General features: G+C 72.1%; 22 protein-coding genes. 11 read left to right on the forward strand and 11 right to left on the reverse strand.

Annotated elements, in window-relative coordinates; genetic code table 11:
- Window positions 1-46: 46 nt before the first annotated feature.
- The 6 genes from ABT008_RS12220 to ABT008_RS12245 form a co-directional block, all read right to left on the reverse strand.
- Window positions 47-850 (reverse strand): SigE family RNA polymerase sigma factor, encoded by an 804-nt coding sequence (locus tag ABT008_RS12220; protein ID WP_350695938.1) that lies wholly within the window; start codon window positions 848-850, stop codon window positions 47-49.
- A gap of 102 nt (window positions 851-952) precedes the next feature.
- Entirely contained in the window at window positions 953-1,828 is an 876-nt protein-coding gene (locus ABT008_RS12225; RefSeq protein ID WP_350695939.1) for a PH domain-containing protein, read from the reverse strand.
- A gap of 6 nt (window positions 1,829-1,834) precedes the next feature.
- Window positions 1,835-1,993: a hypothetical protein gene (locus tag ABT008_RS12230; protein WP_007455302.1), complete on the reverse strand. Its 159-nt coding sequence runs from the start codon at window positions 1,991-1,993 to the stop codon at window positions 1,835-1,837.
- A 116-nt stretch (window positions 1,994-2,109) separates the two neighbouring features.
- The gene (locus ABT008_RS12235) at window positions 2,110-2,808 is read right to left on the reverse strand and encodes a DUF6758 family protein (RefSeq protein WP_350695941.1); all 699 of its coding nucleotides are present in this window, start codon (window positions 2,806-2,808) and stop codon (window positions 2,110-2,112) included.
- A 127-nt stretch (window positions 2,809-2,935) separates the two neighbouring features.
- On the reverse strand, window positions 2,936-3,559 hold the full coding sequence (locus ABT008_RS12240) for a TrmH family RNA methyltransferase (RefSeq protein ID WP_350695942.1): 624 nt from the start codon (window positions 3,557-3,559) through the stop codon (window positions 2,936-2,938).
- A 70-nt stretch (window positions 3,560-3,629) separates the two neighbouring features.
- Complete coding sequence (locus ABT008_RS12245; RefSeq protein ID WP_350695944.1) at window positions 3,630-4,109, reverse strand: hypothetical protein; 480 nt, start codon at window positions 4,107-4,109, stop codon at window positions 3,630-3,632.
- 543 nt (window positions 4,110-4,652) lie between these two features.
- Here ABT008_RS12245 and trxA point away from each other — a divergent pair.
- The 3 genes from trxA to ABT008_RS12260 all read left to right on the forward strand — a co-directional run bounded on the left by trxA (window position 4,653) and on the right by ABT008_RS12260 (window position 6,533).
- Window positions 4,653-5,015: a thioredoxin gene (gene trxA / locus ABT008_RS12250; protein ID WP_117228612.1), complete on the forward strand. Its 363-nt coding sequence runs from the start codon at window positions 4,653-4,655 to the stop codon at window positions 5,013-5,015.
- Between the two features lie 148 nt (window positions 5,016-5,163).
- The gene (locus ABT008_RS12255) at window positions 5,164-5,604 is read left to right on the forward strand and encodes a hypothetical protein (protein ID WP_350695945.1); all 441 of its coding nucleotides are present in this window, start codon (window positions 5,164-5,166) and stop codon (window positions 5,602-5,604) included.
- Entirely contained in the window at window positions 5,601-6,533 is a 933-nt protein-coding gene (locus ABT008_RS12260) for an HTTM domain-containing protein (RefSeq protein ID WP_350695947.1), read from the forward strand. Before ABT008_RS12255 ends, ABT008_RS12260 begins: the two co-directional genes overlap by 4 nt.
- Window positions 6,534-6,555: 22 nt before the next feature.
- On the opposite strand, the gene ABT008_RS12265 is transcribed toward ABT008_RS12260, so the two are convergent.
- Entirely contained in the window at window positions 6,556-6,960 is a 405-nt protein-coding gene (locus tag ABT008_RS12265; protein WP_350695949.1) for a thiol-disulfide oxidoreductase DCC family protein, read from the reverse strand.
- Between the two features lie 92 nt (window positions 6,961-7,052).
- Here ABT008_RS12265 and ABT008_RS12270 point away from each other — a divergent pair, with 92 nt between their 5' ends.
- From ABT008_RS12270 to ABT008_RS12280, 3 genes are all read left to right on the forward strand, one after another.
- Window positions 7,053-8,096 carry an Rv2578c family radical SAM protein gene (locus ABT008_RS12270; RefSeq protein ID WP_350695950.1) on the forward strand — a complete coding sequence of 348 codons (1,044 nt, stop codon included), beginning with the start codon at window positions 7,053-7,055 and terminating at the stop codon, window positions 8,094-8,096.
- A 30-nt stretch (window positions 8,097-8,126) separates the two neighbouring features.
- Window positions 8,127-8,534, forward strand: coding sequence for a CoA-binding protein (locus tag ABT008_RS12275; protein WP_350695952.1), 408 nt, complete (start codon window positions 8,127-8,129; stop codon window positions 8,532-8,534).
- Window positions 8,535-9,462: 928 nt separating this feature from the next.
- On the forward strand, window positions 9,463-10,029 hold the full coding sequence (locus ABT008_RS12280; RefSeq protein WP_350695953.1) for a DUF4190 domain-containing protein: 567 nt from the start codon (window positions 9,463-9,465) through the stop codon (window positions 10,027-10,029).
- A 28-nt stretch (window positions 10,030-10,057) separates the two neighbouring features.
- On the opposite strand, the gene ABT008_RS12285 is transcribed toward ABT008_RS12280, so the two are convergent.
- Window positions 10,058-10,894: an SDR family NAD(P)-dependent oxidoreductase gene (locus ABT008_RS12285; RefSeq protein ID WP_502890417.1), complete on the reverse strand. Its 837-nt coding sequence runs from the start codon at window positions 10,892-10,894 to the stop codon at window positions 10,058-10,060.
- Window positions 10,895-11,081: 187 nt separating this feature from the next.
- Here ABT008_RS12285 and ABT008_RS12290 point away from each other — a divergent pair, with 187 nt between their 5' ends.
- Both ABT008_RS12290 and ABT008_RS12295 read left to right on the forward strand, forming a co-directional pair.
- A complete protein-coding gene (locus tag ABT008_RS12290) occupies window positions 11,082-11,588 on the forward strand; it encodes a DUF4190 domain-containing protein (protein ID WP_350695956.1) in 507 nt (168 codons plus the stop codon).
- 112 nt (window positions 11,589-11,700) lie between these two features.
- Window positions 11,701-12,546 (forward strand): SDR family NAD(P)-dependent oxidoreductase, encoded by an 846-nt coding sequence (locus ABT008_RS12295; RefSeq protein WP_350695958.1) that lies wholly within the window; start codon window positions 11,701-11,703, stop codon window positions 12,544-12,546.
- On the opposite strand, the gene ABT008_RS12300 is transcribed toward ABT008_RS12295, so the two are convergent.
- Window positions 12,543-13,463: a DMT family transporter gene (locus ABT008_RS12300; protein WP_350695960.1), complete on the reverse strand. Its 921-nt coding sequence runs from the start codon at window positions 13,461-13,463 to the stop codon at window positions 12,543-12,545. The two genes, ABT008_RS12295 and ABT008_RS12300, sit on opposite strands and share 4 nt — an antisense overlap.
- 107 nt (window positions 13,464-13,570) lie before the next feature.
- Between ABT008_RS12300 and ABT008_RS12305 the strand changes: the two genes are divergently transcribed.
- On the forward strand, window positions 13,571-14,314 hold the full coding sequence (locus ABT008_RS12305) for an HAD family hydrolase (RefSeq protein ID WP_350695962.1): 744 nt from the start codon (window positions 13,571-13,573) through the stop codon (window positions 14,312-14,314).
- 21 nt (window positions 14,315-14,335) lie between these two features.
- Here ABT008_RS12305 and ABT008_RS12310 read toward each other — a convergent pair whose 3' ends face one another.
- Together ABT008_RS12310 and ABT008_RS12315 are read right to left on the reverse strand one after the other, a co-directional pair.
- Complete coding sequence (locus ABT008_RS12310) at window positions 14,336-14,800, reverse strand: hypothetical protein (protein WP_502890418.1); 465 nt, start codon at window positions 14,798-14,800, stop codon at window positions 14,336-14,338.
- A gap of 75 nt (window positions 14,801-14,875) precedes the next feature.
- The gene (locus ABT008_RS12315; protein ID WP_350695965.1) at window positions 14,876-15,745 is read right to left on the reverse strand and encodes a PhzF family phenazine biosynthesis protein; all 870 of its coding nucleotides are present in this window, start codon (window positions 15,743-15,745) and stop codon (window positions 14,876-14,878) included.
- Between the two features lie 81 nt (window positions 15,746-15,826).
- On the opposite strand from ABT008_RS12315, the gene ABT008_RS12320 reads away from it, so the two are divergent.
- Window positions 15,827-17,137, forward strand: a complete 1,311-nt coding sequence (locus ABT008_RS12320; RefSeq protein ID WP_350695967.1) for a magnesium transporter MgtE N-terminal domain-containing protein — start codon at window positions 15,827-15,829, stop codon at window positions 17,135-17,137.
- Window positions 17,130-17,756 (forward strand): DUF1003 domain-containing protein, encoded by a 627-nt coding sequence (locus ABT008_RS12325; RefSeq protein ID WP_350695969.1) that lies wholly within the window; start codon window positions 17,130-17,132, stop codon window positions 17,754-17,756. The genes ABT008_RS12320 and ABT008_RS12325 overlap by 8 nt, the downstream gene beginning before the upstream one ends.
- The last annotated feature ends 11 nt before the right edge of the window (window positions 17,757-17,767 follow it).

The raw sequence follows: 17,767 nt of genomic DNA on the forward strand, positions 1-17,767 counted from the left end.
CGATCCGGAGTCCCGCTCTGGTTGTCACGACCTCCGGAAACGGTGTTCACCGGTGCTCACCGACCAGGGCGTCGTCCGGTTGCCGCAGTCGCTCCGCCGCCTCGGGTGGTGCCCCGGGTCGCAGGGCCGGGGCCTGAGTGTCGGGTCGGCCGGCCGGAGGCAGTATGTCGGCTCGGGCGGCCGGAGGCGGTGCGTCGGCTCGGGCGGCCGGACGCGGTGCGTCGACTCCGGTGGCCGGGCGGGGGCGGGCGGTCGACGTGGACCGGGCGGCCGGGCGACCGGTCCGGCGGGCGGCCGGCGTCGGCGTGGCTGCTGGTGCGAGAGGGGTCGCCGGTGCGCCGGGGAGGGTGACCGCCTCCTCCGCACCGAGCCGCCGTCGCAGAGTGGCCAGGGCCCGCGAGGTCTGGCTCTTTACGGTGCCCGGTGAGATCTCCAGCAGGGCGGCGGTCTGCGCCTCCGACATGTCCTCGTAGTAGCGCAGCACCAGCACCGCGCGCTGCCGGGCGGGCAGCGCGCGGAGGTGCCGCCAGAGCACGTCGCGGTCGAGTTGCTGCTCGATCGCGTCGGCGGCGGCACGCTCCGGCAGCACCTCGGTCGGTCGTTCGCCGTGCCAGCGGCGCCGCCACCAGCTCGTGGACGTGTTGACCATGACGCGCCGGGCGTACGGCTCGATGGCCTCGATGCCGCCGAGGCGCTTCCAGGCCAGGTACGTCTTGGTCAGCGCGGTCTGGAGCAGGTCCTCGGCGGTGCCCCAGTCGCCGGTGAGCAGGTACGCGGTGCGCAGCAGCGCGGCGGAACGGGCCGTGACGAAGTCACGGAACTCGTCCTCCAACGGATTGCTGCCGCCCACGCGCCACCCCCGAACTGATCCTGCTCGGCAGCCTGCCACGACCCGGGGTAGCGGGTCGAGGGCGAAAGGTGCGCGGTGACTCCGATGTTCGGTCGGAAAGTTTCAGGCGCCGTCGTCGGCCTTGGCCTCGTCCTGCTCCTTGCCCAACCGCGCCTCGACCGCCTGCGGCTCGTACATCTCCTCGACCACACGCAGGTAGAGCTCGTTGGGGTTGGGCAGGTTCTTGACCTCGCGCAGCGCCTGCTCCTGACCGGCCGACTCCAGCACGAAGGTGCCGTAGTTGAGCGCCCGCCCGGCCGGCGTCTGCTCGTACTTCATGTCGGTGACCCGGACCAGCGGCATCATCGCGACGCGCCGGGTGATGATGCCGTTGACGACCATCACCCGCTTGTTGGTCAGGATGAACCGGTCGTACCACCAGTCGGCGACCTTCCAGGCCACCCAGCCCATCACACCGAACCAGAGGAGTACGGCGATCGTGGTGAGCGCGCCGACGTTCTGCCCGGCGAGGAAGCCGGAGAGGTAGCCGAGCACGAAGGTGGCGGCGATCCCGACCAGGATCGGGGTGACGAGGTGGATCCAGTGCCGCTTCCACTCGCCCCGGTAACGCTCGGTCGGGAAGAGATAGCGGGCGACCAGCGAGCTGGGTTCGTCCTCCAGCGGCAGCACCCGTCGGGGTGTCATGCCACTGGCGTCGGAGCGCAGCCCGGCCAGTTCCTCCTCGGAGATCTGCGGGGGCTGGTAGCCGCCCTCGGGATCTCGTACCCAGGCTCGCTCGGAGCGTGCCTCCCCGGCGTAGGCCGGGCCGTCGCCGTAGCCGGCGTCGTCGGAGAAGGCGGGCCCGTCGGAGAGCCGCGCACCAGACCCGAAGCCCGGACCGTCGTCAGGATCGATCCGGGGTATCGGCTCGGTGTCGCGTTCCCGGCGCGCCCGGTCCGGGTCGTCGGGGTCGAAGGGTGGGCCGGAGGGGCTTCCCATCGGAGGCTAGGCGACCAGGCTGGTGAAGAAGTCGCCGAAGCCTTGAGCGATATCCATGATCCCGCCGCCCAAAGACTTGAACACGTCCGCGGCAGAATTCGGCCGGTAGGCGACGAAGAAGATCAAGAAAGCGATACCGGCCCAGGTGAGGACCTTCTTGACCATGGCGGGCCATCCTCTCGCACGGCGCCGGGTTCCAGTTACCGCAGCGGCACCCAGAGTATCAGCGTGGTGTCTTACCGTGAATATCTGCGTCCGTTCTCCGACATTCCGGGGGGCTGTCAGGCCTTCCCGTGCAGGTACGGAGATGGTGCGCCGTACACGAGTTCGGGCGGCGTCCACTCGACCAGGTCGTGCAAGACCACGTCCTCGGCGAGCAGATGCCCCGCACTCGCCGGCCAGGCTATCGCATACAGCCACATTCCCCGAGCCTCGCCGGCGTACGCGCTTCGATCTGTCAGTGAACTCACGAGCCACAGTGGAGTGGGATGACCGCCCACCCGGATTCCCGCGCGCCCGACATGACCGGGATGCCCGGGACCGGGCTCGGTCAACGCCTCCGCCAACTCGGGCCCGGCGTCCGGACCGGGAACACCCGCGTACCTGGTGCCCAGCCCGACGCCCGGCTCCTCGGCCACGAAGACCAGATCGGCCGGTCCACCACCGAGCGGCGCCGGGCCGGCACAGGCGACGGCGGTGGCGCGTACCCCGATCCGATCGTCGCCGGCCCACGCCACGCCGGTGGTTGTCCAGCCCGGAGGCAGCGGCCACGGGCACCACAGCGGGACCGGCGGTTGCTCCGGTTGCGCCACCGACTGGATCCGCTCCACCACGCTGGCCACGATCTCGGCGCCGATGTTCTCGGGTACGTGTAACGGCGCCACCGGTCCGCAGTCCGGGCAGCGCGACTCGGCGTGCATCAGGTCCGGTGCCCGCACGGACCCCCCACATCTGGGACAACTCACCGCAACAGTCACCACTCCACCGTCGTCCTGTACGGCCGAGCCGTCAAGCGGAGCGACGCCTTTGCCCGGCGTGGCGCGTCGTCGCACCACCGCCGGCGGGCCGCCGGAGTGCGCCGTGACGGCGGTTCAACCTGGCAGTGGCTCAGCCCGGCGGCGGACCGGCGTGGGCGCGGATCCAGGCGTGCATGGCGATCCCGCTCGCCACGCCCGCGTTGATGGATCGCGTCGAGCCGTACTGGGCGATGGAGAAGAGCTGGTCGCAGGCGGCCCGTGCGGCGTCGGAGAGGCCGGGACCCTCCTGACCGAACAGCAGGACGCAGCGCCGGGGCAGCGTGGCGGTCTCCATCGGACGCGAGCCGGGCAGATTGTCGATGCCGACCAGCGACAGGTCCTGCCCGGCCGCCCAGCCGGCGAACTGCTCGATCGTCTCGTGGTGCCGTACGTGCTGGTAGCGGTCCGTCACCATGGCGCCGCGCCGGTTCCACCGGCGGCGGCCGACGATGTGCACCTCGGCGGCGAGGAAGGCGTTGGCGTTGCGGACCACCGTGCCGATGTTGAAGTCGTGCTGCCAGTTCTCGATCGCCACGTGGAAGTCGTGCCGCCGCCGGTCCAGGTCGGCGACGACCGCCTCGCGCCGCCAGTACCGGTAGCGGTCGACCACGTTGCGCCGGTCACCCTCGGCGAGCAGCTCCGGGTCGTAGCGGGGGTCGTCCGGCGGGTCGCCGGGCCACGGGCCCACGCCGACGTCGAGTTGCTCACCGGTCACGACCACGCAGGGTACGCGCGCCGCCGCGCCGGTCCCGGCCGGGCCCTGGCACCCGGGCGAGGCGCGGGGTTCACCGCAGGGCGAGCGCGCCGCCGAGCCGGTCGAGGAAGCGGCGGTCGGCCGGAGCCAACGCCGCGTCCGGCACCACCACCGCCGACGCGGTACGGCACACCCGGGCACCCACCGACTGCACCCACTGCCGGTACGCCGCCGAATCCGCCGGGTCGGCCCGCCGTTGGAGCACCCGCACCGCCGTCCGGCACGCCGCGAGCAGGTCCACGCCGCCGCCGGGGCCCGCACCGGTCTCCGGCGCGCCGTCGTGGCGCGCGTAGATGGCAGCCACCACCGCCCGGATGAGATCGCTGTCGAAGACCCGGCCGGCCGCCACCGCGTCCAGACCGGCGAGCCCGGCGGCCACCGGCGGGTACGCACCCCCCGGGCCGGACCGGGCGGCGACCACGATCACCCGGCCGGGCAGCCCGGTGAGCAACTCCCACTCGGTGGCGGAATAGCCCGCGGCGATCGTGACCTGCGCGCTGCGCTCACTCATCTGCGGGACCTCCGGCTCGAGCATATGCGCCGGGCCGGTCCGGAGTCAGGAAGAAGAGTCGTTCTGTGGTGGCCGCGCCGGGTCGGACTCAGCGGTCAAAACCGGGGCCGGACGCAATGAGCGGCGGGGCCCTCCCCGGCACCCGCCGCCCACGCTCTGATGCTTCAAGATTCTGCCGTACGACCCTCCGACTGCACAGAGACCGGGGTCACATTTATCTTTTCGTTACATTACGCAACGTGACCAAACATCCGCCCAGAAGGGATCTCCGCAGGTCGAATCGGTCCTTGTCAACGCCAAAGTTACCGTGTCGTAGCAGTAACTGGGCTTGATCTCCTTGGAACCGCTCCCATCACACCCGGTCACGCAATTGCGACGTGCATTTGCGATCTGCGGACGCACGACAAGACCGATGACGATCGATGCGGACAAAGGCTCCCAAGGCGGCCAGGACCGGGTTTTGGTGGCACCCCGGCGGGAATGCGTCGGGGTACGGTCGGGTTCCACCAGGGGTAGACGTTCCGCGTGATCGGAGAGATAGACATGGCAACCGTCGAGCTGACCACGGCTAACTTCGACCAGGTGACCGAGAGCGACGGCATCGTGCTGGTCGACTTCTGGGCCGAGTGGTGCGGTCCGTGCAAGCGGTTCGCCCCGGTCTACGAGCGCTCCTCGGACAAGCACCCGGAGATCACCTTCGGCAAGGTGGACACCGAGGCACAGCAGAGCCTCGCCGCCAAGTTCGACATCCGCTCCATCCCGACGATCATGGCCATCCGCGACGGCGTGATCGTCTTCGCGCAGCCCGGCGCGCTGCCCGAGTCGGCCCTGGAGAACCTCATCGAGCAGGTCCAGGCGCTCGACATGGACGACGTCCGCAAGAAGCTCGCCGAGCACAACCACTGACCTCCCCCGCTGACGGCCGGGCCCCCGGACACCGGGGCCCGGCCGTCGGTGCTTCTGCCCACCGCCACCGGCCCGCTCGTCACATCTGCGACACAGGCCGGTCGACGGGAGCCGTACCAGGGCGTCCGTGCCGTATCTTCGGCACCCGATGGATGCGTTGACGAACCACGGCCGCGCGATCCGGGTGGCGGCGACCGCACTCGGCCTGACCCTCCTGCTCGCCGGCACGGCCTGGGGCGACGACGACCACTTCCCGTTCGGGCCCTTCCGGATGTACTCCACCTCGGACCCGGCCGACGCCGACGCCCCGGACACCCGGGTGGAGGGCGTGGACACCACCGGCACCGTGGTCGACCTCGGCGAGCGGGCGACCGGCATCCGCCGCGCCGAGATCGAGGGCCAGCAGGCCCAGTACGCCGCCGACCCGAGCCGACTGCGCGAGGTCGCCGACGCGTACGCCCGGCGTCAACCCGACGCGCCCCGGCTGACCGAGGTCCGAATCGTGATCCGGTGGCACGACATCACCGACCGCCGCCCCACCGGACTGTGGTCCGACGAGACGGTCGTGCGCTGGCAGGTGAACCCGTGATCCGCTGGCTGACCGAGGCGGTGCCCTGCGGCCGGGTGGCCGCCTTCCGCACCCTGGTCTACCTCTTCGTCGCCGCCGACCTGGTCGTCTTCACCCCCTGGGTACGCGCCAAGGTGGACGTGCCCGGCGACATGTACCAACCGTTGTTCGTCGGCCGCCTCCTGCCGCTGCCCACGCCCAACCCGGCACTGGTCGGCGTCGTCTTCTGGGCCCTGCTGGTGCTCGCCCTGGTCGCCGCCAGCGGACGGGCGCCCCGACTGCTCGGTTGGACGGTCTTCGCCCTCTACTTCCAGTGGATGATCATCGCGATGAGCTACGGGAAGGTGGACCATGACCGGTTCGCCCTGCTCGTCGCGCTCGCGGTGCTACCGACCGCAGGCCGCGCCCGGCACGGGGACGCCACGCCCACCGAGGCCGGCGGCTGGGCCCTGCGGGTCACCCAGATCGCCGTGATCTGCACCTACTTCCTCGCCGCCCTGGCCAAGTTCCGCTTCGGCGGCCTGGACTGGGCGACCGGCTCGGTACTGGCGAAGGCGATCATCCGCCGGGGCACCGACCTGGCCGACCTGCTCGCACAGGTGCCCCACCTGCTGCTCGTGGCCCAGTTCGGCATCCTCGCCTTCGAGCTGCTCAGCCCGGCGATCTTCGTGCTACCGGCGCGCTGGCGGCACGCCACGGTCGGCTTCTTCTACTCGTTCCACCTGATCACCATCGCCACCATCACCATCTCGTTCGCGCCGCACCTGGTCGCCATGACCAGCTTCCTGCCGCTGGAGAAGGTCCGTCCGATACTCCTGGCACGACGACTGCTGACCCGGCGGACCACGACCGACCCCGCCACACCGGACGTCGGGATCAGCACGCCACCGCAGCCGCGCGCCGGCACATCGCCGACGGTGCCCGGGACTCAGCCGGCCGACGGCCCGTAGCGGCGGTCACGCGCCCTGCGGCTCAGCCCGCCGACGGACCGTAGAGGCGGTCGCGCGTCTCCTGGGGCAGGGAGCAGGCGGCCGTACCGCCGGGCATCCGGTGCCGGTTGCGGGCCACCCAGCGGTAGACCGGCCAGGCGGCGGCGCGTACCGGAGGGAACCGCAGCCCGGCCCCGGCGACCCGCCAGAGTCGGCCGCTCCCGGCCAGCAGCGCGGCGATGGCGTCCGGGCCGGCGGCCCGGTGCCCGTCGGCGCCGACCCACTGCACCGCCTCCTCGCACTCGGCCTCGGTCAACCCGAGCCGGTCCAGGTCGGCGAACTGCCACGGCAGCACTGTCGCACCGGTCGGAATCCGACGCTCGATGAACTCGGCACAGCGGGTGCAGAACGCGCAGTCCCCGTCGTAGACGAAGGTCGACCTCTCCATACCTGCCATCCTGCCCCGCCACCGGCCCGTGCACACCACGGTGTCCGGCGCGCCACTTGCACCGGCGTCGTACGTGTGTTCGAATGGCGGTCATGCGCTGGGAGAACCTCGCCGCTCCCCCGGACGAGGGAGATCCCGGAAGGGCAGCGCCAGCGACGCCACCCCTGCCGCTGGCGCTGCCCGACGCGGTCGTGCGCACCTTCGACACCCCCGGCTTCGCCGGCATGACCTTCTACGAGGTACGCGCCAAGTCCATCCTGAACAAGGTCCCCGGCACCTCCCGCGTCCCGTTCGAGTGGACGATCAACCCGTACCGGGGATGCAGCCATGCCTGTTTATACTGTTTTGCACGAAATACTCACACCTATCTGGACTTCGATGCCGGGGCGGACTTCGACCGGCAGGTGGTCGTCAAGGTCAACGCCGGTGAGCTGGTCCGGCGGGAGCTGGCCGCGCCGCGCTGGCGGGGCGCGCACCTGGCGATGGGCACCAACGTCGACTGCTACCAGCGGGCCGAGGGCCGCTACCGCCTCATGCCACCGATCATCGAGGCGCTGCGCGACTTCGCGAACCCGTTCTCGATCCTCACCAAGGGCACGCTGATCCTGCGTGACCTGCCGCTGCTGCGGCAGGCGGCCGAGGTCACCCGGGTCGGCGTGTCGTTCTCGGTGGGCTTCGTCGACGAGCGGCTGTGGCGGTCGGTCGAGCCCGGCACCCCGAGCCCCCGGCGGCGACTCGACGCCGTACGCCAACTCGCCGACGCCGGCTTCGCGGTGGGGGTGCTGATGGCGCCGATCCTGCCCGGCCTCAGCGACTCCGACGAGTCGATCGACGCCACCGTGGCCGCGATCGCCGCCGCCGGTGCGGCCAGCGTGACGCCGCTCCCGCTGCACCTGCGTCCCGGCGCCCGCGAGTGGTACGCGCACTGGCTCGCCCGGGAGCATCCCGATCTGGTTCCCCGCTACCGGGAGCTGTACCGGGCGGGCGCCTACGCCCCGCAGTCGTACCAGCGGGAGCTGACCGCACGGGTCCGCATCGCCGCCCGCCGGCACGGGCTGCACCGCCCCGATCCCGGTGAGCACCGTCAGGTGGCCACGCCGGCCCCACCCGCCCCCGAACAGCTCAGCCTGCTCTGACGGCCCTCCGGGCACGGTTAGAGTCGGCTGGTGCGTACCGCTCAGCAGATCCTCGCCGACTCCGCCGTGATCGCCGTCGTGGGCGCGTCCCGCGACCCGAGCAAGGCCGCGCACGCCGTACCGGCCGAGATGCAGCGGCACGGATGGCGGATCATTCCGGTCAACCCGACCGCCGACGAGTTGTTCGGCGAGCCGGTGTACCGCTCCCTGGCCGACATCCCGCACCCGGTCGACCTGGTCGACGTGTTCCGCCCGGCGGAGGACGCCGTCGAGGTGGTCCGCCAGGCGGTGACGATCGGCGCCCCGGCGGTCTGGTTGCAGCTCGGCATCGTCTCCGCGCAGGCACGGGAGATCGCGGAGCAGGCCGGCATCGACTACGTCGAGGACCGCTGCCTGATCGTCGAGCGCGCCGCCGCCGGCCTGACCCGACTCGCCTGACCTGGCTGGGCTGACCTGGCTGGGCTGACCCCCGCTGGCCTGACCCCCCGCTGGGCTGACCCCGGCTGGGCTGACCCGACTGGCCTAACCCCCGCTGGGCTGACCCGATTGGGGCGACCCCCGCTGGGCTGACCCGGGTGGCCTGACCGGGTGGCCTGACCGGGGTGGCCGGCTCTGCAGGCTGATCCGGACGGGGCTGACTGAGGGGCTGATCCGAACTGAGCGGAACTGGGCTGCGCTGACCCGCTCAGCCGATACGGCCGGTTGAGACGGCTGGGACGTCAGATGCGATCGGGCTGGCCGCCGTCGGATGCGGGTGGTGGCCCCCGACGACTGCTGTGCCGGGTACGGGTACGGGTACGGGCACTATCGAGCTGAGAGCGAAGACGGATCGCGCTGTCCAGGCCGCTGGTCGGCCAGAGCGGTGACCGCACAAACGGCTCAGCTCGACAGCAAGACCGGAGGACACCGTCGGGACAACCAACCGGAACGGCGACGGCACGAACGGCTCAGCTCGACAGCAAGACCGGAGGACACCGTCGGGACAACCAACCGGAACGGCGACGGCACGAACGGCTCAGCTCGACAGCGAACCCGGAGGACCGCCGAGCCAGCCGGCCCGAAACGGCGACCGCACAGACGACTCAGCTCGACAGCCAACCCGCAGGACACCGTCCGGACAACCAGCCCGGAGCCGCGACCGCACGGACGGCTCAGCTCGACAGCGAGCCCGGAGGACACCCATGAGACGGCTGGCCAGGAACGGCGACGGCACGAACGATCCCGCTCGACAGTGATCCCGGGGACGATCGGGGCGGCTGGGCGGGGCCGCCGAGGTGTCGTCGGAGCATTCGGCGACTGCGCGACAGCGACCCCTTCCTGACAACCGTGAGGACAGGGTTCATCACTGCGGGTAACGTCGAGGAACGTGAGCCAGCCACCGGAGCCGGACCAGCCACCGTCGCCCTACGAGCCGCCGCCGGGCGGCCAACAGCCGCCGTACGGCCAGCCGACAGGCGATCAGTACGGACAGCCGACAGGTGATCAATACGGGCAGCGTCAGGGCGACCCGTACGGCCCGCCCTCGGGTGAGCAGTACGGTCAGCCGGCCTACGGGCAGCCGTCGTACGAGCATCCGGGGCAGCCGCCGCACGGGCCGCAGTGGGGGCAGCAGCCGCCGTACGCGCCGCAGGGCCCCTACGGGCAGTACGGACCGCCGTCACCGCATCCGGGCGGAGGTGGCTATGGCGGTGGCGGTGGCGGCACCAACGTGCTCGCCATCCTGTCGCTGGTCTTCGCGTTCGTCTTCGCCCCGGCCGGCATCGCCCTCGGTCATCTGGCCAAGCGTCAACTCCGCACCAGCGGCGAGGACGGCGACCAGCTCGCCACCTGGGGGCTGGTGCTCAGCTACATTTTCACTGGCCTCTACCTGGTGGCCTGCTGCGGCTGGTTGGCTCTGGTCGTCTGGGCCGGATCGAGCGGCACGAACACCTGACCACGGCCACCCGAACACCTGGGCGCGGTCAGCGGAACTGCGACTCCCGCACGCTGTTGCCGCCGTCGACCACCAGCATCTGCCCGGTGATGTACGACGCCGCCGGTGAGCAGAGGAAGGTGATCGCGGCGGCCACCTCGTCGGGGGTGCCGGGACGCCCGACCGGGGTCCCCAGGCCCTGTTTGATCTCGGCCATCGTGGAGGCGGCGGTGTAGATGGTGCCGGGTGCGACCGCGTTGACGGTCACCCCGTCGGCGATCATCTCCATGGCCAGGGCCCGGGTCAGGCCCACCACGCCGGCCTTGGCCGCCGCGTACGCCGCCTCGGTGGGCAGGGCGTTGACCGGCCCGGCGGTGGCCGCCAGGTTGACGATGCGACCCCAGCCGCGTTCGGCCATCCCGCCGATGAAGGCCCGGCTGCACAGGAACGCGGTGGTCAGGTTCCGGTCGATCTCGGCCCGCCACTCCTCGTAGCTGAGCTGGGCGACCGGCCGCAGCACCTCCGGGCTCGCCCGGCTGGCCAGCCCGGCGTTGTTGACCAGGACCTCCACGTCGCCGAGCTGCTCGGCGACGGCGTCGGCCAGCGCGCCGACCTCCGACTCGTCGGTGAGGTCGGCGACGAAGCCGGTCACCCCGAGTTCGCCGGCCCGCTCGTGGATGCGCCGTGTGGTGGAGACGATCGCCACCCGGGCACCGAGGTCGGTCAGCCGACGGGCGGTGGCGTACCCGATGCCGTCCGGGCTGCCGGCCCCCGTCACCAGGGCGACCTTGCCGTCCAGCCGCATGGTCACCGGCTCGGGCAGCGGTGCCGGCGCGTCGTCGTCCGCCGCGCTCGGTGTGGCCACCGGGCGGGGGCGTCGGGCCACACCCGGCCGGCTGACGTCCCGCCTCGGTCTGCTGCCGGAACGGTCCGCCGCGCGCGCGTCAATCCCCATGCCGCGATCCTGCCTGCTGCCGCCGTGCCGGGCAACGCGCACCCGCTGTCGGGCGCGTCGCGCCCTACCCGACGGTGGCTACCCTGACTGCCACCACATCGCGACGGAAGTGAGCCCGATGACACAGCCCCCACCGGCCAGTGGCTGGCCCGACCCCGCGTCGGCCGGTCAGCCTTCCAGTCCGCCGGCCGATCCTCTCCTGCCGGTCCCCGCGCAGCCCGCCGGGTACGACCCGTACCGGCCGGCCGATCCCTACCCGCTGATCGACCAGTACGCCGCGAAGTCCGACCTCCCGCCGGCTCCGGCGCAGTACCCGCCCGCCGGGTACCCGCCGCCGGTACAGCCCGGATACGGCTACGGCTATCCGCCCCGGAGCACCAACTCGATGGCACTGGTGGCCCTGATCCTCTCGTTGATCGGGATCGGCTCGTGCATCACCGCTCCGATCGGCGCGATCATGGGGCACGTGGCCATGCGCCAAATCCGGGAGACCGGCGAGGAGGGCGCGGGGATGGCGAAGGCGGCCATCATCGTCGGTTGGATCCTCACCGGCTTCTTCGCGCTGGCGGTGCTCGTCTATGTGGCGATCTTCATTCTCTGGGCCACCGCCGTGACCACCGTCTGAACGGGTCGGCCCGTCCCGACCGGGCTCGGGGCGGGCGGCCGGGGCGACGGGACGGCGTGTCGGCGGGAAAGTCGAGGTTCAGCGAGATCGGCGATCACGGTAATCTCATGCCGTGACCGGGGTGGATGGACCTGCGGATGATCTCACCGGCCGTCGACTCGTGCTGGTGACCGGGGCTAGCTCCGGCATCGGGCTGGCCGCGGCGATCGACCTGGCGCGCCGTGGTGACCAGTTGGTGCTCGTCGGGCGGGATCCGTCCCGGCTGCGGACGGCCGCCGACGAGGTACGCGAGGCCTCCGGTGAGCGTCCCGAGACGTTCCGTGCCGACTTCGCTGCCCTGGACGACGTACGGCGGTTGGCCGAGCAGGTGCGGGCCGCGTACGACCGGATCGACGTGTTGGCCAACAACGCGGGTGCGATCGTGCTCCAGCCGATCACCACGGTCGACGGTTTCGAGCTGTCCATCCAGGCCAATCATCTGGCGCCGTTCCTGCTCAGCAACCTGTTGGCCGACCGGGTCGGGCGGATGGTGGTGACCGCCTCCGGCGCGCACCGCAGCGGTTCGCTGGACCCGGACGACCTGAACCGGCCGCTGCGGCGGTACCGCCCGATGGGCGCGTACGGCACCAGCAAGCAGGCCAACATCCTGTTCACGGCCGAGGCGGCCCGGCGGTGGCCGGCGGTCGACTCGTACTCCTTCCATCCCGGTGTGGTGCGGACCCGGTTCGGCAGCGACAGCCGGCTGGTCGCGTTGGGGATGCGGTTGTTGCCGCTGCGCGGTCCGGTCAAGGGGGCGCAGACGCTGGTGTGGCTGGCCAACCAGGATCGGTCCCGCCTGATCGGCGGCGGCTACTACTTCGACTGCCGACCGCGCCGTCCGCTGCGCAAGGCGTCCGATCCGCAGCTCGCGGCGCGGCTCTGGGCGGCCAGCGCGGCAGCGGTCGGCCTGCCCGCCTAGCGGCTGACCCGGCGGGCGGACCGGGCGCTGGCGAGCACCACCACGGCGACCCCGACCAGCAGCAGGAGCAGGCCGGGAACGCTGGACGCGGCGGGCAGTTGCCCCAGCCAGGCCCAGCCGAGCAGGGCTGCGCCGGGAGCCTCCAGCAGGATCAGCACGCTGACCGTGGTGGCCGGGATCCGTCGCAGCGCGTAGCTGAACATCGAGTGGCCGAGCAGTTGGGCCCCGGCGACCAGCGCGATCACGGCGAGCCAGGTGCCGGTGTCGAAGCCGCCCAACGGCACCCGGCCGACCAGGCAGATCACCAGCAGGACGAGTCCGCACACCGCGTAGCAGATGGTGGTGTAGGTGGCGGTGCTGACGGTGGCCCGGGCCCGCTCGCCGAGCGCGGTGTAGATCGCCCCGAACAGGCCACCGGCCAGGGCGAGCAGGTCACCGGCGAAGGCGGCGCCGGAGACGGTGAAGTCGGCGCCGGTGGCCAGGACCGCGCCGAGTACCGCCACCCCGATGCCGGCCCACACGCCCAGCGGCAGTCGGCGGCCCTGGAGGCGGGCGATCAGCCCCTGCCAGACCGGCTGGGTGGCGACCAGGGCGGTCGCGGCGGCGACGGTGGTGAGCTTCGCGCTCGGCATCCAGGTGGCGAAGTGTGCGGCCAGCGCGACCCCGGAGAGTACGCAGAAGACGCCCTGACGCCGGTTCGCGCCGGTCAGCAGGGAGCGGAACTCGGTCCGTCGACGGGTGAGCGCGTACGGGCTCAGCACGGCGACCGATAGCACGTTGCGCCAGAAGGCGATGGCCAGTGCGGGCGCGGCGGCGAAGGCGATCAACGGCGCGGACGAGGAGACCGCCACCACGGCGATGGCGAGTGCGCCGGTGGTCAGCAGGTCGACCGGGGGACGGTGTGGTTCGGGTGGCACGAGACGCAATCCTCACACGACCGCGATGACCACTTTCCGTCAACGTTCCGTTACGATCATGCGCAGCCCGTCGGGACCCCCCTCACCCCGCCCGGAGGCGCTTCCCCATGCCCAGGTTCCAGGCGGTGCTGTTCGACTTCTTCGGCACGCTGACCCGTCCGGTCCAGCGCGGTCCCGGTCACCGCGTCACCGCCCAGTTGCTCGGTTGTCCGCCGGAGACCTTCGTCGAGCTGCTCGACCGCACGTTCTACGAGCGCGCCGGTGGGCGGTTCGGCAGTGCGGAGGCGACCCTGCGCTGGTTGTGCGAGCAGGCCGGCGTACGGCCGACCGAGGAGGCGTTGCGGGCGGCGGCTGCGGCCCGGCTGGACGCCGTGCGTAGCGACACCCGGTTGCGGGACGAGGCCGTCCCGACGCTTCGCGCGTTGCGGGACCGGGGCATGCGGACCGGTGTGATCAGCGACTGCACGCACGAGCTGCCGGTGCTCCTGCCGGAGTTGGCCGTGGCGCCGCTGCTCGACGTGCGGATCTACTCGGTGCAGGTGGGGCGCTGCAAGCCGGACGCGGCGTTGTACCTGGCGGCGTGCGCGCGGCTGGGCCTGCGTCCGGAGGACTGCCTGTACGTGGGCGACGGCGGCAGTCAGGAGCTGAGCGGCGCGCGGCGTGCCGGGCTGAGCGCGGCCCGGTTGGCCGCCCCGGACCTGGTCGACCATCTGGTCTTCAACGTCGACACCGAGTGGAACGGTCGGGTGCTGGGCGCCCTCGGCGAGGTGATCGACTTGGTCGAGTCGGCGGAGGTGGACCGGCGGCAGCGGGTGCCGGCCGGGCGGGCCGCACCGGTGACGGTGCCGTAGCGGTCCGGCCGGGGCGGCCGGTCAGCGCCGTCGGACGCGGTGCAGCCGGAACGGCTTGCGGACGGCGCGGATGGCCGGTGAGGGGCGGGGCGGCTCGGCGAGCGAGTCGGCGGGCAGGGCGGCGCCGTGGACGGGTGTGCCGCCGGGGGTCAGCCGGATCAGTGCGCAGTCGTCGGCGGCCCAGCGGGCGACCAGGTCGGCGGTGGTGCCCGGGGCGTTCAGTCGCTTGGCGCCGACCAGCGGGGCCAGGGTGTCCCACTCGTCGGTGCCGGGCCGTACCCGGGTCACCCGGGCAGGCCAGGTGACGATCGCGCCGCCGTGGTCGCCCCGGAGCGTCACCCGCGCCTCGCCGGCCTCGGCCAGTCCGGGCGCGGTCTGCTCCCCCGGGCCGCTGACCACGAACAGGGCACTCTCCAGAGGCACGCACCACAGGGCCAGCGACGGCCCGTCCGCCACCGCGACCCAGGCCACCGAGGCCTTCTTCATCGCCTCGTCGACCAGGGGGGTGCTGTCACGCTCGTCGGTCACCACCACATCCTCCCGTACGTGTGCCCCGGTCGGTCAGCCGACGAACGGCGGCACCAGGATCTCGCCCCGGGCCACCGGCATGACGTAGCCGGCCACGCTGGCGCCCAGCGCCGTGCCACCGGCGGCGGTCACCGTGCAGCTCAGCGTCGACGGTCGGCCCATCTCGACGCCCTGCCGGACGGTGTACGACGACCGGCCCTCGCCGGGCAGCAGGCCGGTGGCGACCAGCCACACGCCGAGACCGAGGGCGGCCGAACCGGTCGCCGGGTCCTCCGGTACGCCGAGGCCGGGGACGAAGACCCGGGCCTGTGCGGTTTGCGCGTCGGCGTTCCAGGAGAAGACGCTCACGTGTTCGATTCCGTACCGCCGGGCCGCCACCGGATTGACCTCGGCCCGCGCCAGCGCGTCGGGGCGTACCGGCAGGAACGGGAACTCCAGCCCGCAGCCGGCCACCCGGGGTGCCGGGCCGAGGTGGTCGTCGGCGGCCAGTCCGGCCACCTCCAGCAGCGGCTCCGGGTCGAACTCGGGCCCGAGGGTGGGGGTGCCGCCGGTCAGCGTGGCACCGCCGTCGGTCACCTCGATCGGCAGGACCCCGGCGCCGCACTCCTGGCTGACCTGTCCCGTCCCGAACATGCCCCGACGGCTGGCGGTCACCGCCGCACCCACGCTGGGGTGGCCGGCGAACGGCAGCTCCTCGGTCGGGGTGAAGATCCGGGCCCGGTAGGTGGCGCCGACCTGGGTCGCGGGCAGCACGAAGACCGTCTCGGAGAGGTTGAACTCCCGGGCCAGGGCCTGCATCTGTTCGGTGGCCAGCCCGTCGGCACCGAAGACCACCGCGAGCGGGTTCCCCGCGTACGGACGATCGGTGAAGACGTCCACGATCTCGTAAGCCAAGGTCGACATGTTGGTAAAGACTAGGCCCTCCGGGCTGTCCGGAAGTGACAGCCGGGCGCTGAGTTCCGCGTACGCCCTAGGCTGGTGCCCGTGAGCACGCCGACCCGGGTCTACCTCGCCCGTCTCGCCGGAGTCGCCGTTTTCGATCCCAACGGCGACCAGGTGGGCCGGGTACGCGACGCGGTGGCCCGGCTCCGCGCCGGCCAACGGCCGCCCGAGGTGGTGGGCCTGGTCGCCGAGATCCCGATGCGGCGACGGATCTTCCTCTCCATCAACCGGATCATCTCGATCGACGCGGACGCGGTGGTGCTCGGCAGTGGCACGTTGAACCTGCGGCGTTTCGAGAAGCGCCCGAACGAGCTGTTGGTGCTCCAGGAACTGCTCGACCGTCGGGTGCAACTCGACCCGGAGAACCGGGCGGCGACGGTGGTGGACGTGGCGATGGAGTGCAGCCGGGCCGGGGACTGGTCACTCGCCCGGGTCGCGGCCCGGGAGCAGGCCGGTCGGCTGGCCCGCCGGGGCAACCTCCAGCAGGTCGAGTGGGAGAAGGTACGCGGGCTCAGCGGCCTCGCCGAGCCCGGGGGGACCGCCAACCTGCTGGCCGTGCTGGAGGATATGCGCCCGGCGGACCTGGCCAACGCGTTGCAGGACCTGCCGGACGCCCGCCGCAACGAGGTAGCGGCGGCACTGGACGACACCCGGCTGGCCGACGTGTTGAGCGAGTTGCCCGAGCGGGACCAGGTGGAGATCCTCACCGCGCTGGGCCGGGAGCGGGCCGCCGACGTGCTGGAGGAGATGGACCCGGACGACGCCGCCGACCTGCTGGGCGAGCTGCCGCCGCCGGAGCAGGACGTGCTGCTCGACCTGATGGAGCCGGACGAGGCCGATCCGGTCCGGCAGTTGCTGAAGTACACCCCGGGTACGGCCGGCAGCGTGATGACCTCGGAGCCGGTGATCCTGCCCCCGGACGCGACGGTGGCGGAGGCCCTGGCCCGGATCCGGGAACCGCAGCTCTCCCCGGCGGTAGCCGCGCAGGTCTTCGTGTCCCGTACGCCGATGGCCACGCCGACCGGCCGCTACCTGGGCATGGTGCACTTCCAGCGGTTGCTCCGGGAGCCACCGGCGGACCTGCTCGGCGGGGTGGTGGTCAACGACATCGACCCGTTGCGGCCGACCACGCCGCTGCCGGAGATCACCCGCCGGATGGCCACCTACGACCTGGTCGCCATGCCGGTGATCGACCGCAACAACCGGCTGGTGGGCGCCGTCACCGTCGACGACGTGCTGGACCATCTGCTGCCCCCGGACTGGCGGGACCGCGACGCCGTGCCGAGCACCCCACCGGAGGCCGCGAACGGCGCGGAGTCCGCCGACGTGAGCACGGAGCGAGTCGATGACTGAGCAGCGGCGCACAGAGCGGCTGGACCTGCCCCGGGAACCGCGTGGCCTGAAGTTGCCCCGGGTCGACCAGGAGACCTTCGGGCGCTGGTCGGAGGCGATCGCCCGGGGCATGGGCACGGCGAACTTCATCGTCTACATGACGTTGTTCATCACCCTGTGGTTCGTCTGGAACACGCTCGCCCCGGCGACTCTGCGCTTCGACCCGTACACCTTCACCTTCCTCACCCTGGTCCTGTCGATCCAGGCGTCGTACGCGGCGCCGCTGATCCTGTTGGCGCAGAACCGGCAGGCCGACCGGGACCGGGTGGCGCTGGACGAGGACCGGCGGCGGGCGGGCATGCAGAAGGCCGACACGGAGTATCTGGCCCGGGAGATCGCGGCGTTGCGGATCGCGATGGGTGAGGTGGCGACCCGGGACTTCCTCCGTTCCGAGCTGGCCCGGATGGCCGAGGAGCTGGACGAGGCGGCGCAGCGTCGTCAGCGGTTGGAGCGGCGGCTCCGGGAGGAGTCGGCGGCGCGGGGCGACGACGCCGACCCGCTGGACGAGCCGCGCGACGAGATGGACGGGGATCTGCTCGGAGACGGTCGGCGGGACAGCGACACCCCCCGCCACTCCTGACCCTGGTCATC

This window comes from Micromonospora sp. NPDC002389 (genome assembly GCF_040296095.1).
Taxonomy (GTDB): domain Bacteria; phylum Actinomycetota; class Actinomycetes; order Mycobacteriales; family Micromonosporaceae; genus Micromonospora.

What these genes read in the sequence shown, in the direction of transcription:
- ABT008_RS12305 (WP_350695962.1), top strand. Translation starts at nt 13,571, where the DNA reads ATGCCCAGGTTCCAGGCGGTGCTGTTCGACTTCTTCGGCACGCTGACC.
- ABT008_RS12265 (WP_350695949.1), bottom strand. Translation starts at nt 6,960, where the DNA reads ATGGAGAGGTCGACCTTCGTCTACGACGGGGACTGCGCGTTCTGCACC.
- ABT008_RS12255 (WP_350695945.1), top strand. Translation starts at nt 5,164, where the DNA reads ATGGATGCGTTGACGAACCACGGCCGCGCGATCCGGGTGGCGGCGACC.
- ABT008_RS12225 (WP_350695939.1), bottom strand. Translation starts at nt 1,828, where the DNA reads ATGGGAAGCCCCTCCGGCCCACCCTTCGACCCCGACGACCCGGACCGG.
- ABT008_RS12245 (WP_350695944.1), bottom strand. Translation starts at nt 4,109, where the DNA reads ATGAGTGAGCGCAGCGCGCAGGTCACGATCGCCGCGGGCTATTCCGCC.
- ABT008_RS12310 (WP_502890418.1), bottom strand. Translation starts at nt 14,800, where the DNA reads ATGAAGAAGGCCTCGGTGGCCTGGGTCGCGGTGGCGGACGGGCCGTCG.
- ABT008_RS12315 (WP_350695965.1), bottom strand. Translation starts at nt 15,745, where the DNA reads ATGTCGACCTTGGCTTACGAGATCGTGGACGTCTTCACCGATCGTCCG.
- ABT008_RS12230 (WP_007455302.1), bottom strand. Translation starts at nt 1,993, where the DNA reads ATGGTCAAGAAGGTCCTCACCTGGGCCGGTATCGCTTTCTTGATCTTC.
- ABT008_RS12325 (WP_350695969.1), top strand. Translation starts at nt 17,130, where the DNA reads ATGACTGAGCAGCGGCGCACAGAGCGGCTGGACCTGCCCCGGGAACCG.
- ABT008_RS12290 (WP_350695956.1), top strand. Translation starts at nt 11,082, where the DNA reads ATGACACAGCCCCCACCGGCCAGTGGCTGGCCCGACCCCGCGTCGGCC.
- ABT008_RS12270 (WP_350695950.1), top strand. Translation starts at nt 7,053, where the DNA reads ATGCGCTGGGAGAACCTCGCCGCTCCCCCGGACGAGGGAGATCCCGGA.
- trxA (WP_117228612.1), top strand. Translation starts at nt 4,653, where the DNA reads ATGGCAACCGTCGAGCTGACCACGGCTAACTTCGACCAGGTGACCGAG.